Origin of the sequence: Vibrio sp. Vb1337, assembly GCF_033338715.1 — a bacterium.
Classification (GTDB): domain Bacteria; phylum Pseudomonadota; class Gammaproteobacteria; order Enterobacterales; family Vibrionaceae; genus Vibrio; species Vibrio alginolyticus.
Genome location: NZ_JAWOTD010000001.1, coordinates 356344 through 371395, shown reverse-complemented (window position 1 = coordinate 371395; position 15052 = coordinate 356344). Strand labels below are relative to the sequence as shown.

The following is a 15052-nucleotide window of genomic DNA, read 5'->3' as shown; positions in this document are numbered from 1 at the left end:
ATAATCCCGGCTTGAACGTGGGGGAAATACAGACGTTGAACGCAAAACCGCAAGCAGGAAAGCCAGTTATTCGTTTATCTGGTATTAGTAAAAGTTTCGATGGTAAGGAAATCATCGGTAATTTAAATCTGGATGTTAATCATGGTGAATTTCTGACGATTCTCGGGCCTTCTGGTTGTGGTAAGACAACAGTTTTACGCATGATTGCAGGTTTTGAAACGGCAGATAACGGTCAAATTATTTTGGATGACCAGGATGTAACACAGGTTCCTGCAGAGCAAAGGCACGTCAACACGGTATTTCAGAGTTATGCACTCTTCCCTCATATGACCGTATTTGAAAACGTTGCTTTTGGTCTGCGCATGCAGAAAACACCTGCAGCAGAGATCGAGCCACGAGTTATGGATGCGCTTCGCATGGTTCGCCTAGAAAAAATGGCACAGCGTAAGCCTCACCAACTTTCTGGTGGTCAACAACAACGTATCGCCATTGCGCGTGCGGTTGTGAACAAGCCAAAAGTACTGCTGCTAGATGAATCTCTATCTGCACTTGATTACAAACTACGTAAGCAAATGCAAATCGAGCTTAAACAGCTTCAGCGTCAGCTTGGTATTACCTTTATCTTCGTTACGCACGATCAGGAAGAAGCCCTATCGATGTCTGACCGCATTATTGTAATGCGCGATGGTGTTATCGAGCAGGATGGTTCTCCACGTGAGATTTACGAAGAGCCGAAGAACCTATTTGTTGCTCGCTTTATCGGTGAGATCAACGTATTCAACGCAACCATGCTAGAGCGTATCGACGAGAAACGTATCCGTGCAGAAATCGAAGGTGTCGAGTCTGTTGTTTACTACGATCAGGAAGCGCAAGCAGGTGAAAAACTGCAAGTACTACTTCGCCCAGAAGACTTACGTATCGAAGAGATCAAAGAGTCTGAAGAAAAAGGCATCGTAGGTCACGTAACAGAGCGTACCTATAAAGGTATGACGCTTGATTCAGTTATCCAATTGGATTCAGGCATGCGTGTAATGGTTAGCGAATTCTTTAACGAAGATGATCCTGATGTGGACCACTCACTTGGCCAGAAAGTCGCTATCACTTGGGTTGAGAGCTGGGAGGTAGTCCTCAATGATAAGCAAGAAGATTAATCTTCAAAACGCGATCATTACCTTAATCGTCGGTTGGTTAACACTTTTCGTGTTGGTACCAAATGTGATGATTATCGGTACGAGTTTCTTAACGCGTGATGAAGCAAACTTAATCGAAATGACATTTACTTTCGACAACTACTTACGTCTACTCGATCCCTTGTATGCGAAAGTGCTGATGCACTCGTTCTACATGGCGATTGTGGCGACGTTGTTGTGTTTAGTAATTGGTTACCCATTTGCTTACATCATAGCGAAAATGCCAGAGAAATGGCGCCCATTCATGTTGTTCTTAGTTATCGTACCTTTTTGGACAAACTCTCTTATCCGTACTTACGGCCTGAAGATTGTTCTGGGTACACAAGGTATTTTGAACAAATCATTAATGGCGATGGAAATCATCGATAAGCCATTACGTATTATGTACACCGAAACAGCAGTAATGATTGGTCTTGTGTACATCCTGCTTCCATTTATGATTCTGCCGCTTTACTCGGCAATCGAGAAGTTGGACAACACTTATATCGAGGCGGCGAAAGATCTTGGTGCGAACAAGTTCCAAACCATTACGAAAGTGATTCTACCTCTTACAATGCCTGGCATTATCGGTGGTTGTTTGTTGGTTCTGCTACCAGCACTAGGTATGTTCTACATCTCTGACCTTCTTGGTGGTGCGAAGAACCTACTGATTGGTAACGTTATTAAGAGCCAAGTATTGAACGCTCGTGACTGGCCATTTGGTGCTGCGACCAGTATCGCCCTCACCTTCGCAATGGCTGTGATGCTTTACGCTTACTACAGAGCAGGCAAACTATTGAATAAGAAAGTGGAGCTAGACTAATGGGACGCACAGTTAGATTTAGCTTTATGGCGCTGGTGTATGCATTTTTGTATCTGCCAATCATCGTCTTAATTGTTAACTCATTTAATGCCAACAAATTTGGTATGAAATGGGGTGGTTTCACCACGAAATGGTACGAAACCTTAGTAAATAACGACAGCCTAATGCAAGCTGCATGGCATTCATTGAACGTAGCGGTATTCTCAGCGACAGCAGCAACCATCATTGGTAGCTTAACGGCCGTTGCCCTATTCCGTTACTCGTTCAAAGGTAAAGGTGCGGTAAACGGCATGCTGTTTGTCGTGATGATGTCTCCCGATATTGTAATGGCGATTTCATTACTTGCTCTGTTCCTAGTATTAGGCGCACAGCTTGGCTTCTTTACACTATTGATTGCTCACATCACCTTTTGTCTACCATTCGTTGTGGTAACTGTATACAGCCGCTTAAATGGCTTTGATGTGAAAATGTTGGAAGCAGCAAAAGACCTTGGTGCAAGCGAGTGGGTTATCTTGAAACAGATCATCCTTCCTCTCGCTAAACCAGCGGTTGCCGCAGGTTGGTTATTGAGCTTTACCCTGTCTTTGGACGATGTGATCATCAGCTCGTTTGTAACGGGTCCAACATACGAAATCTTGCCATTGAAGATTTACTCCATGGTTAAGGTGGGCATTTCACCAGAAGTGAACGCCCTAGCAACGGTGATGTTGATTGTTTCTTTGGTCTTGGTAGTAATTTCTCAGTTGCTAGCAAGAGAAAAAGTGAAGTAGAATCCGCACCTGTTAACATCACGAAACAGAATGGTTACATGCCATTCTGTTTTTCTATCTATCGTCCAAAATTGGACAACGTTTGGTTTGGAGCTAACGTCAATGAAAAAATGGGCTACTCTATTAGCTGGTAGTGCATGTGCGCTTTCTCTGTTCTCTGGTACAGCGACAGCGGATGATAAAGAATTAGTATTTATGAACTGGGGTCCTTACATCAACAGTAATATCCTAGAGCAATTTACTAAAGAAACTGGCATCAAAGTAATCTACTCGACTTACGAGTCGAACGAAACTTTGTATGCAAAGCTAAAAACCCATAACCAAGGTTATGACCTAGTAGTACCTTCAACGTACTTCGTGGCGAAGATGCGTGACGAAGGCATGCTACAAAAGATCGATAAGACTAAGCTGAAAAACTTCGGCAACCTAGATAAAAACTACCTAGACAAGCCTTACGATCCAAGTAACGACTACTCTATCCCACACGTTGTTGCGATTACAGGCCTAGCGGTTAACGCAGATATGTACGATCCAAACGACTTCCAAAGCTGGGCTGACCTATGGAAGCCTGAGCTTGAAGGTCAAGTAATGTTGATGGACGACACTCGTGAAGTGTTCCATATCGCTCTGCGTAAACTTGGCTACTCAGGTAACTCAAAAGACCCTAAGCAAATCGATGAAGCGTACGCTGAGCTACAAAAGTTGATGCCTAACGTTTTAGTTTTCAACTCTGACAACCCTGGCGCACCTTACATGTCTGGTGAAGTGGGCGTTGGTATGCTTTGGAACGGTAGCGCCGCAGCGGCACAAAGTGAAGGCCTGAACCTTAAACTCGTTTTTCCTAAAGAAGGCGGTATCGGCTGGGTTGATAACTTCGCTATCTCTTCCGGTGCGAAGAACGTAGAAGCCGCTCACAAGATGATTGACTTCCTACTGCGCCCAGAAATCGCAGAGCAAATCTCTCGTGATACTGGCTACCTAACGGCGGTGGAAGAATCGAATGCTAAGTTTAAAGACGTTGCCCCACTGTTCCCTTCTCAAGAAGACCTTGACCGCGTTGAATGGCAAGATGCGGTTGGTGATCTAACCGTTAAGTACGAAGATTATTTCCTCAAGCTGAAAGCGGGACAATAATCTAGCTTGTGTAACAAGTCATCAACCATAGGAAAATAGGCAGCAATACGCTGCCTATTTTTGTCTTAGGCTGATATAATCGCGCGTTGCTAGGTTTATTTGTCTTGGTATCATAGATTTATCGTCTCATAACAAGGAGACAACGATATTCAAGCTAAATGAACATATTTGTGCTTACTGCGATTTGGCTCAACTTGATAACTCCAGCTAGTATTGACTTGTCCAATCGCGAAACAAAACGGAAAACAAATGAAAAGTAAATTCTACGCAAGCGCTCTATGTGCAGCGACGCTCATCGCTACCCCTGCAATGGCTGCTGATCAAGAACTGTATTTCTACAACTGGTCGGAATACATTCCAAACGAAGTTCTTGAAGACTTTACAAAAGAAACCGGAATCAAAGTTATTTACTCTACATACGAATCTAACGAGAGTATGTACGCAAAACTAAAAACTCAAGGTTCTGGTTACGACTTGGTAGTACCGTCTACCTATTTCGTCTCTAAAATGCGTAAAGAAGGCATGCTACAACAGATCGACAAAGAGAAATTATCTCATTTTGCCGATCTTGATACTAACTTCCTAAACAAACCGTTCGATCCGAACAACAACTACTCTATCCCATACATTTGGGGTGCGACCGGTATTGGTATCAATGCTGACATGCTAGACAAGTCATCGGTTTCTAAATGGGATGATTTCTGGGATAGCAAGTGGGAAGGTCAACTAATGCTGATGGATGATTCTCGCGAAGTATTCCACATTGCATTGACTAAGCTTGGTTACTCACCAAACACGACTAACCCAGAAGAAATCAAAGCCGCTTACGAAGAACTGAAAAAGCTAATGCCAAACGTATTAGTATTTAACTCAGACTTTCCTGCAAACCCTTACCTTGCGGGTGAAGTTTCACTAGGCATGCTTTGGAACGGTTCTGCATACATGGCTCGTCAAGAAGGCGCGAACATCGACATCATCTGGCCAGAAAAAGGCACTATCTTCTGGATGGACAGCTTAGCTATTCCAACTGGCGCGAAGAACGTTGACGCCGCTCATAAGATGATCGATTTCCTACTACGTCCTGAGAATGCAGCTAAAATCGCACTAGAGATTGGTTACCCTACTCCAGTTAAAACGGCACACGATCTGCTACCGAAAGAATTTGCTAATGATCCAAGCATCTTCCCACCACAAGAAGTGATGGACAGCGGTACTTGGCAAGACGAAGTTGGCGAAGCGAGCGTAATGTACGATGAGTACTTCCAAAAGCTAAAAGTGAATAACTAATTCGTTAGTTTTAAAGATATGAAAAAGCGGCTCATGAGCCGCTTTTTTGCTCTTAATGACAAGACAAAAACTCTTCCTGTTGAAGTTATTACGCTCTTTCTTTTCCTTCTAGAGCCAGTATCTCGTCAACTAATTTTGGAACCTCAACGCTTGCTTTTCCGTAGCGTTTTTCCTCAAATTCACTTTCTACCGCACTAGGTTCTAGGTTAATTTCAATGGTATGTGCGCCGTGCATTTTTGCATCATGAACAAAACCTGCTGCGGGATACACAACGCCAGAAGTCCCAATAGAAATAAACAAATCTGCTTCTTCTAATGACGCGTAGATATCACCCATTCGCAGTGGCATTTCACCAAACCAAACAATATGTGGTCGCATTTGTGAAGGGATCTGACAACAGTGACAAAGTTCGCCGGTCTTAATGTCCTCATTGTGCTCTACTACTTGGTTAGATTCACTACAGCGGGCCTTGAGCAACTCACCATGCATGTGAATCACATTCTGACTGCCGCCTCTTTCGTGAAGGTTGTCTATATTTTGAGTGATGACCGTCACTTTACCTTCTAACTCAGCCTCTAAACGACCCAATGCTTCATGCGCTGCATTAGGCTTTATCGCATTATCTTGAAGTTTCTTGCGGCGTTGGTTGTAAAAATCTTGAACAAGGTCCGGATCGCGAGCAAACCCTTCAGGCGTTGCTACATCTTCGATACGGTGATTCTCCCATAGGCCATCTTGCGCACGAAATGTTTGAATACCAGATTCGGCCGAGATACCTGCACCAGTAAGTACTACAATATTTCTATAAGGGAAATTCATAACTCATCCTTGCTGTTTTTTCATTAGCTTAACACTGAAAGAATAGCAACAGTAGTAATATGGATTAGACCATAGTCGTAATGGTCACTATTAGAATTACAATTTAAGAGGAACAGCAATGAGACAAGTATCTCTAGCGTTTATATTGCTTATGACTTTGGCAGGCTGTCAACTTACCAATGTTGAAGGCGAAGTCGATGATGTAAAGGTAAGAGTCAGCACCAATGATGATGACCATCGAGGTAATGGTAATTTCTGTCCTCCTGGCCAAGCCAAGAAAGGCAATTGCTAAAAGAGCGGCTTTACGCCGCTCCCACATTGGCCTCAATCCTCGTTGGTCGAAGATATTTTATGAATGGCTAGGTCAGCGCCATTGAATTCGTCTTCTTCTGAAAGCCTCAGTCCCATACTGGTATTAATCGCACCGTAGACTACAAGTGCACCAAGCACTGCGATGGAAAGACCCAAAAGCGTTCCTAGAAGCTGAACGATAATGCTCACGCCACCTAGCCCACCCAATGCGCTTTGACCAAAAATCCCAGCGGCAATACCACCCCAAGCGCCACATACACCGTGTAAAGGCCAGACACCTAGCACATCATCAATCTTGGTTTTGTTTTGTAGGTGGGTAAAAAGATAAACAAATAGCACACCAGCAATCGCACCTGTCACTAAAGCACCGATAGGATGCATTAAGTCTGAGCCCGCACATACAGCAACCAAGCCAGCTAGTGGGCCGTTATGAATAAAGCCAGGGTCATTCCTACCAGCCAACAGTGACGCGACAATGCCCCCGACCATTGCCATCAATGAGTTCATAGCCACCAAGCCACTTATGCCTGACACAGTTTGAGCTGACATGACGTTGAAGCCAAACCACCCCACACATAAGACCCAAGCTCCCAAAGCCAAAAACGGAATATTCGAAGGTGCAAAGTTGGTGTGCTTTCCTGCTCGAACTCTGCCTTTTCTCATGCCCAAAAACACGACAGCAACAAGCGCTATCCAGCCGCCAACACCATGCACAACGACTGAACCTGCAAAATCGTGGAAGCCATAACCAAAGGTATTTTCAAACCAAGCTTGAACACCAAAGTTTCCGTTCCAGATCATTCCCTCAAATAACGGGTATACGATGCCGACAGTGAAAAATGTTGCGATTAGAATCGGATAAAAACGAGCTCGCTCTGCGATACCACCAGAAACAATAGCAGGAATCGCTGCAGCGAAGGTCAGCAAGAAAAAGAACTTCACCAACTCGTAACCATTGCCTTGAGATAACGTCTCTGCATCAGCAAAGAAGGTGCCGCCATAAGCGACCCAGTATCCAATGAAAAAATACGCAATGGCGGAAATACCGAAATCGGCCAAGATTTTAACTAAAGCATTAACTTGGTTCTTTTGGCGCACGGTTCCTACTTCAAGAAAAGCAAAACCAGCATGCATCAAAAAAACCATGATTGCGCCAAGTAGTAAGAAAAGTGTGTCGGAACTTTGCGTGAGAGTTTGTACAGCGCCGTGTACCTGATAGGCAGTTACACTCATTCTAATGGTCTCCGTTGATCTGTAGCGCACTTATCCTGTGCATCAAAGTTAGGCTCATCACCAATTTGGTGAACTTAATTTATAGAGCGTCTAAGAGAGCAATTCTCATTCCATAATTTACATTTCTAACACTTATGCTTTAATTTATTGTTTTGTATGAACTTTAATAAAATTACGTATTCTTGAAATGGTGTTTAACATGCTAATAAATGCACCAATATGGTTTTAGTGCACCAACATAATGCGCACTATATGGTTCAACAAACAGCAAACTCTCTACCATAAACGTAAAAGCCACCCCATGAGAGGTGGCTTATATACGGAATTGCTAACTAAAGGGGTTTATCGAGTGATCTTCCCTGCTTTTACATCCTCTAACCAACGCCCCTCGACGAGATAAGGAGGAAGCCAATTGGTTTCAATAGATAAGCGGTTGCCTTTGTCGTACCACATGCAAGCCATGCCAAGTAGAGGGAAATTAATGAACGTGCGGATCCCTATTCTATCTGGTCCTAATTCCCTAAGGTGATATTTCTCTTGGAACTGTAGGTTTTTAACGAGAACTTCCTCAAAGTCATAACCAATGTCGGTGGTAAGCGCCGCGAAGGTTTCTAGGATCCCCATAGCAATTTCTAACGCCCAGTTATCCCCTTGGGCTACCGCTGCGTCCATAGCTGCGACGAGTTTATCAGGATAGTCCGATGTGCGATTATGAAACGACTGGATGACATCTACTAACATGTAAGACAATTCACCCGCTTTAGTAGAGCTCTGTCTCATCAAAGAAATCGGAAAGTTCGCCAACACATCCATACTAGCTTCGTCACGAACGATGACAGAGGTAAAATACGCATCTAGCCACATTGAGGGGCAAATGAAACCTGTTTGTAAAATACCTTCGCCTTTCCATGCTACTTCTGGATAATCAGGTAATTTAATGCTTTGAGGCTCACTTGGCTTAATAGCCAGTTTATGGTAGAAGGCACGCATTATTGATGATTCATATAAACATAGTGTGCCGATTCTCTCATCATCATCTAATGGAGGTAACCATGTATACAGGCGGAGCTGATAAGAAATGCCATCGCTCAAGTAAATCAAGTTCTCTCTCTTTATAGATATACGCCTTTTCCTTTTGTCTAAATTCTCTTTTATTTCTTCTCGATAAGCTTCTCTTTCAAAATCACTTAGTTCAACATGAGCTACTCGTTCAACCTTTTTTACCTTTGAGTTATCAACCACTTCTGAACTCTCCTATATCTATATCAAACTCTTTTGCTTTGAACTTGGAAACCTTACCACTAGAGGATATTTCTGCTTGTGTATGTATATAACGTATTGGTATATCATCTTGAATAGCAGAGTTAATGCTATTAGCAGCGTTTTTTTCTGTAGTACCATGTTTCTTACTGTCCATCAGGGATATTATTTCGGCTGCGTACTTAGATGTCCCTTGTTGATATGCTTCATTGCCAATTTTACGGCTACCGAGCGAACTGCTGCCACCTTTAGCCTCAACAATTATAATTTCACCAGGTGGTGGCTCTTCCACCTTGTAAACCATATCAAAGTCGCCCGGCTTCGAAATTGAGGTTCCAATATCTTTGGGATGAATTAGCTTAGCATTAGGACATTTACTCCGAACAAAATCATCCGCCGCCAATTCACCAATTTTTGCCGATTGTTTATTGATTTTACCTATTTGCGCGTTATATCCATCTTGACCAGTCCGAGCGTCCATTGCCTTTTGACGTTCTACTAAACACTCTTCAATCTTTTCTTTACACTCTTCAGAGAGTTTGTATTTATCATTATCGTTGAATTTTGAGTTCTCTTTGTAATCCGCTTCATTAAGCACTAGATCCTCGGTTAAGATAGTACAACCTTCCTCTCCACCAACTTTCTCTGAGTCAAAAACATGCGCATTGACAAACTCCTCAATCCCAACAACATACTGCACTTCGTGTCGGCTGCCATCTGAATGATTGATATGACGATAAAAAGTAATCTCGTTTCTTTCGCAATCAATATGGTCTAAATCGTATTCATATCGAATATGATTTTTACCTTTTGGTTTTCGGATTTTGACTTGCGAGCGAACGCCATCTTCTCCGACGGATGACTCTTTTGCCGCCTCTAAAATCTGATCGCAAACCTCTTGGGGAACGTTGTTTTGCGCCTGATACTCCGCCAGCATTTGCTGCAAGCGTTTTAGCCCTTCTTCACAAAGGAAACCTGTTGGGTCAATCCATTGGATAGGATTGACTGCATATTGATAATGGTTAATGCCACCAGCAATAGATATCGGGTCTTGTTGGATAAAACGTCCTAGCTTAGGGTCGTAATACCGAGCGAGGTTGTAATGTAAGTTGGTTTCTTGATCGAAGTATTGCCCTTGAAAACGCAATGGATTTACTACTTTTTCAATATGTACATGAGCAAAGCCGTGAGCATCGTAGCTGGCACTCCATACAACATTCCCCTCGTAATCGATCAGTCGCTCTGGTTTACCAACTTGATCGCACTGGTACCAATAAATAACGTCATTTTCTAGCAGTGCCACTGGCGTGTAGGTTTCGGGTTGATATAGGTACCAGCGGAAAGCACCTGAAGAGCGTTCACCAATTAAACGTTCACCTTCCCACAGGAACTCCGTAACGCCTTGTTGTGTAATTTTCTTCGTCCTGCGCCCTAATGCATCATATTCATATTGACTGATGCCATCGTCGGTGTGAACTTCAATGAGCTGATTTAACGCATCAAACACTCGAGTCTGAACTTGTCCTTGCCCCTCACGTTTTGTCTGGTTTCCTTGCGCGTCATATTTGAACCGGACACCATCGTGTACTTCAATACGATCAGCGAATACCTCTGAAGTTGGCAAAGTAGGATTGCCAAAACTATCGTATTCAAACTTAGTCACTTCTCCGGAAGCATTGACTCGTTTCAGTTGCCCTAAGGCATCGTACTGATAGTGCGTTGCTCCTGCCGTATTATCAATGATTGATGAAATACGGTTTTGCGCATTGTAAACGTACTTTTTCTCTCTATCTGGCCAATGTTGTTCAACCAAACGACCAACACCATCATAAATGATGCGCTCATTAAAATGTGCCGTTTCAATTTGGGAAACTCGTCCCATTTCATCGTAATGAAATTTGATTTGAGGTAAATCTAGGTTTCCAAACCGAATCGCTGAAAAACGCCCATATCGATCATAAGAGAAGTTCAGCTCCGTATTATCTGGCAGTACCTGAGATACGCGTTGGCCAACTCTGTTAAACTCCTGCGCTATCTCAAACTGGCCTTGAATGCGCTTTGTTAAATGCCCGAATGAAGAGTATTGGTATTGCAATGTGTGATGGCGATTGGATGCGAAAGTAAGTCGCCCACCAAGCGTATAATTGAAGTGGTTCTCTACAATACTGCTACCATTTCCTGCTTTGACGTGCTTGAGATAACCCGCAGCGTCATAGCGGTACAGCACGGTCCTATCGGCGACTTGCTTACGATGGATGCGCCCCATATCGTCATAATCAAATTGGCTGTGTAGATTATCAAACCCAACAGTTCCTGATAGCTGGCCTTCATCGTCATACAGGAATTCGAACTCTAAGCCGTCACTCCGAACTAATTTAGTCAGGTTACGTTGTTGATCGTATTCGTAAGAAATATGGCTGCCATCGGGAAAGATGACTGCTTCTTGTTGCGCGAGTGCTCCCCATTGATACGAGGTAATGCCTGCTGGCGTTCGAATCTGAGCAACACGACTGTGCTCATCGTAAGAATATTCTTCGCTATAACCGACTTTGTCTTCGTCGTTAAAATAACGAACTGATGTACGCCTGCCAAATTGATCATAAGCGAGTTGAGCAATACACCCATCGGGATAAGCAACGCCATTCACTAAATCTTCTTCATTGTAGCTATAACGAAGTAATGTACCGTCTATTTCATTCGCGATAAGTCTTTGCTGTTCATCCCACCACCACTGACTTTTCTTACCATCTTCAGACTCTTTTTTGACGACTTGACCGTGTTTATCGTAATCATATTCCGTGACACAGCCGAACTGATCGGTATCCCAAACTCTTTGACCGAGGCTATTGTAGTAAGCCTTCTCGATATCCCCGTCAGGTGAAACCGTTTTAACTAACTTACCTAAGCCGTCATAACCATATTGAATTTCTTTGCCAGAGGAATGAAACTTAGAAACTAATTGACCATGCTGATTATATTGATAATTGACCGTTGACTGATCAGGATAGATAGCTTGTGCTTTTCGTCCTAATTCATCATATTGCCATCGCCAAGTTCTACCTGTGGGGCTTATTTTCTCAAGTAGGTTACCCTGCTCGTCATGCAAGAAAGACCATTGATGATCTAACGAGTCAGAATAAGAAGAGTGATTTCCTTGATAATGGAAGCGATAGTCATAAATTCCTGCGTCCCCAACGTTTCTGATGCACTTCGCTTTTGCACCTTCGCCATCCCATTCAAAATAATGAGTAAAGCCAGTTGGTCGTACACGCTTAATAATTAAATGGCCGAGGTATTGATACTGTTCCTTTAGGCCCAAATGATTAGTTGCACTGACCAAATCATCGTGCTCATCATAGGTATAAGTTGCCAGAACTTTTTGGGACTTTGCATTAAGCAGTTCTACAAGGCGTCCTTGCTTATCATATTGACATTCAAGAACCGGACGCTTGTTATATGCGATCTCGATCAATCGATGGTTTCGAGAATACTGCAATTGAAACGTTGAAAACGTGCCATTTCTAACTTGTTTAGCTAGCCAACGATCATCTTTTTGCTCAAACCGATATTGATGCCCATTAGCGAGCGTTACAATCCGAGTTGTTGAGCTCAGGAAATAACAGCTCGCACCAGCGTATATCTGGTAACTTGTTGCTCCAATATCTACTGGCTCAAATTCTGTGATATCTGCCTTATCGTCAACAAACTCCCAAGCGATAACGTTGTCTTTCTCGTCCGTCTTCTCGCGTAATTCAAACTGAAATGCATGTCGCCAACCAAAGCCCATTCCATGATTTACATCCGACTGCGAAGAGCGGTAAGTACGCTGCCAAGTAGTACCTTGTTGTAGCTCGATATCATAGAGTTCGAGAATTTCTTCACCCGTCACAAGTGATACAGGATCACCGGCTTTCTCATGTTTTTCGCTGCTTTGTTGCTGAGGCTTGGCGGATGCGGCACTTCTGCCACTCTTTTTATTCGACTTCCCCTTTCCCTTCGATGGTTTTGCATTGACGGTATTTTGAGTCGGTGGAGGCGTAACCGCTGACGAGAGTGCGTAGTTTTCGCCGGTAGGTACAATTCGAGCGACACGCAAGTCACCGTTCACCAAAGCATTGGCAAACGTTGAATTATAGTGTTGGGAAGTAAGCTCACCGTCAGGTATGTTTGGCTTGAATTGACCAATCGCATAGAACAAATCCTCGACAGAGCGAAGGTCAAGCTCACCAAAGCTCTCAAGAAACTCTATTGCCTCTTGTTTGGTCACGAATGTTTTAGGTTCGCCGCTAGTAAGTAACTGACCAGAGAAGTGATAACTTTCGCCAAAGCGATTCGTGATAGGAATGACGAATTGAGGGATCATAGCCGTAACGTGTTTGTCCTTTTCTTACCTTGCCGCATCATTTAATGCTCGTTTCGCTCTTTTTATTTGTGAGAGCAAGATGCCTTAATCAAACATCCTCCGATAGAGATTCCTCTGTATGCGTAGACTGAATGTATTGATGGCAATTTTCACGTATGCAACTCTTTGAATTTCTGAGCGCAGCGTACTTTAACGGGACGATGAATCCTGAGTAAATGAACAATAGCGTGAGTGAGACTAATGTCTCATCGTGACGCGATTTTTTTACATGTTTCTTACTTAACTATGATTTTCTGCCCAGTTACGTAAATTCACTCAATAAGTTGCATCAAGTATCACCACTGCGACTCAACGCTTCATATTTGAGACAAAACAGCAACAAAAAAACCGCCTATTACGGCGGTTTTGCTTAAAGAATACTGATTAAAGGTTTGGACCTGTCGATGGTCTGTGTGGTTGGTTATTGAGCAGTTGCTGCATCCCTTGAAACATTCGCATAAACCACACCAAGATGGCTAATGCAGCAAACACCATCCCTACCCAAGGAATAAAGTAAGCGATGGTTTCAAGCAAAGTACTATGCAACCAATAATCACTCACGCCAACGAGTACACCGTTAGAAGTCGCGACGGTGACGATCAACACAACAAAAAACGTCAGGTAGAGAAAGAAGGTGCGAATTAAACCGTAGTAATGAGAAATCACTACGTCGCTGTCTTCTCCCTTATCTAATCGGTAACCCGCATAGATAATTGCGATAACGCCTGAGATCAGAAACGTAAACGGGGTCAGACAGCTCAGGATGTACGCAACCCAAATCCCGTTATGAGGTTTGTTCATTCGCTTTCGCTCCTTTTACTTCCGTTTGTGCCGTATCTGTTTCACCCATCGCTTCTTTGGACTTCACTTCCTCATACCAAAGATCGTGATGCTCTTTCGCCCATGTTTCATCAACTTCACCTGTCACCATGCCTTCTAGCGCACCTTCCATACCGAATAGACCAATATAGATGTGGAAGATAAAGCCACAGATTAGAATCAGTGCCGAAATCGCATGAACTAAGTTAGAAAGCTCCATGTCACGGCGAGTTTGGCCAAAGATAGGAAAGTCCAGAACTAAGCCACTCACTGCCGCGATAGCACCAAAGAAGATTAACAACCAATAGATTGCCTTCTCACCACCGTTTGAGAAACCAGCTGACGGATGTGTGCCTTTGTGTTTACCAACCATGCCGCCCATTTTCATAAACCAACGAACATCTGTCATGTTTGGAATCGACTTGCGCCACCATTTAAAGAGCACGAGCATCAGTAAAATGAAGAACAATGGTCCCATGTAATTGTGGTACTGCTTCGCCAACATGACGATAAAGCCCCAGAACTCAGTAGGAACGTACGGTTTTAAGAAGTGCTTACCGTAAACCAGCATCAAACCACTGAATGCCAGCGTTAAGAATGTAAACGCCATACTCCAGTGAAGCGCGCGGTCTAAACGAGACCAACGCTTCATTTTTTTACCAGTACGCGGCTTGCTAAGCATCAAAGGACCAACGAATACGTAAGCCATGATTACCATTGCAATACTGCCGAAAATCGCGACAGCACCCGCTGGAGACATCCATTTCTCTTTTAGAATGTACCAAGTCTCACCAGGTTTACTGATCAATACGCCATGTTCTGGCGATTGAGACGTGGTGTAGCCTTCTTGCCCCTCTCTGACTTCGCGCCAATAGTCTGCCCCGGCGAGTTGCGTGATCTCCTGTTGAATAACTTTAGAAGATTGTTCCTCTGCTGAAGCAGGCATTGCGAAAGTCAGCAGCAATGCTGTCATCATTGACAGCATTGCTAGAGACGCACGTTTAAGCGTGTTTAACATGTGCC

Annotated in this window: 12 protein-coding genes; 6 read left to right on the top strand and 6 right to left on the bottom strand. The window is 43.5% G+C overall.

The window, feature by feature from the left end:
- Positions 1 to 35 precede the first annotated feature (35 nt).
- The 5 genes from potA to R7E42_RS01555 all read left to right on the top strand — a co-directional run bounded on the left by potA (position 36) and on the right by R7E42_RS01555 (position 5183).
- A complete protein-coding gene (potA, locus tag R7E42_RS01575; RefSeq protein WP_047102297.1) occupies positions 36 to 1151 on the top strand; it encodes a spermidine/putrescine ABC transporter ATP-binding protein PotA in 1116 nt (371 codons plus the stop codon).
- Positions 1132 to 1992, top strand: coding sequence for a spermidine/putrescine ABC transporter permease PotB (gene potB / locus R7E42_RS01570; protein WP_005377512.1), 861 nt, complete (start codon positions 1132 to 1134; stop codon positions 1990 to 1992). The genes potA and potB overlap by 20 nt, the downstream gene beginning before the upstream one ends.
- The gene (gene potC, locus R7E42_RS01565) at positions 1992 to 2762 is read left to right on the top strand and encodes a spermidine/putrescine ABC transporter permease PotC (RefSeq protein WP_005389180.1); all 771 of its coding nucleotides are present in this window, start codon (positions 1992 to 1994) and stop codon (positions 2760 to 2762) included. Before potB ends, potC begins: the two co-directional genes overlap by 1 nt.
- Positions 2763 to 2864: 102 nt before the next feature.
- Positions 2865 to 3896 (top strand): extracellular solute-binding protein, encoded by a 1032-nt coding sequence (locus tag R7E42_RS01560; protein ID WP_017634902.1) that lies wholly within the window; start codon positions 2865 to 2867, stop codon positions 3894 to 3896.
- 249 nt (positions 3897 to 4145) lie between these two features.
- On the top strand, positions 4146 to 5183 hold the full coding sequence (locus R7E42_RS01555; RefSeq protein WP_033905298.1) for an extracellular solute-binding protein: 1038 nt from the start codon (positions 4146 to 4148) through the stop codon (positions 5181 to 5183).
- A gap of 88 nt (positions 5184 to 5271) precedes the next feature.
- Here R7E42_RS01555 and cobB read toward each other — a convergent pair whose 3' ends face one another.
- The gene (gene cobB / locus R7E42_RS01550) at positions 5272 to 6003 is read right to left on the bottom strand and encodes a Sir2 family NAD+-dependent deacetylase (RefSeq protein ID WP_005377522.1); all 732 of its coding nucleotides are present in this window, start codon (positions 6001 to 6003) and stop codon (positions 5272 to 5274) included.
- A gap of 118 nt (positions 6004 to 6121) precedes the next feature.
- Here cobB and R7E42_RS01545 point away from each other — a divergent pair, with 118 nt between their 5' ends.
- Positions 6122 to 6295: a hypothetical protein gene (locus tag R7E42_RS01545; protein ID WP_165401620.1), complete on the top strand. Its 174-nt coding sequence runs from the start codon at positions 6122 to 6124 to the stop codon at positions 6293 to 6295.
- Between the two features lie 32 nt (positions 6296 to 6327).
- Here the strand turns inward: R7E42_RS01545 and R7E42_RS01540 are convergent, their stop codons facing one another.
- From R7E42_RS01540 to R7E42_RS01520, 5 genes are all read right to left on the bottom strand, one after another.
- A complete protein-coding gene (locus tag R7E42_RS01540) occupies positions 6328 to 7548 on the bottom strand; it encodes an ammonium transporter (RefSeq protein ID WP_137282003.1) in 1221 nt (406 codons plus the stop codon).
- Between the two features lie 342 nt (positions 7549 to 7890).
- Positions 7891 to 8790: an immunity 49 family protein gene (locus R7E42_RS01535; RefSeq protein ID WP_239932442.1), complete on the bottom strand. Its 900-nt coding sequence runs from the start codon at positions 8788 to 8790 to the stop codon at positions 7891 to 7893.
- The gene (locus tag R7E42_RS01530) at positions 8783 to 13171 is read right to left on the bottom strand and encodes an RHS repeat-associated core domain-containing protein (RefSeq protein WP_258637062.1); all 4389 of its coding nucleotides are present in this window, start codon (positions 13169 to 13171) and stop codon (positions 8783 to 8785) included. The genes R7E42_RS01535 and R7E42_RS01530 overlap by 8 nt, the downstream gene beginning before the upstream one ends.
- A 423-nt stretch (positions 13172 to 13594) precedes the next feature.
- The gene (locus R7E42_RS01525) at positions 13595 to 14011 is read right to left on the bottom strand and encodes a membrane protein (protein ID WP_005377532.1); all 417 of its coding nucleotides are present in this window, start codon (positions 14009 to 14011) and stop codon (positions 13595 to 13597) included.
- The gene (locus R7E42_RS01520; protein WP_005377534.1) at positions 13995 to 15047 is read right to left on the bottom strand and encodes a formate dehydrogenase subunit gamma; all 1053 of its coding nucleotides are present in this window, start codon (positions 15045 to 15047) and stop codon (positions 13995 to 13997) included. The genes R7E42_RS01525 and R7E42_RS01520 overlap by 17 nt, the downstream gene beginning before the upstream one ends.
- Positions 15048 to 15052: the final 5 nt, after the last annotated feature.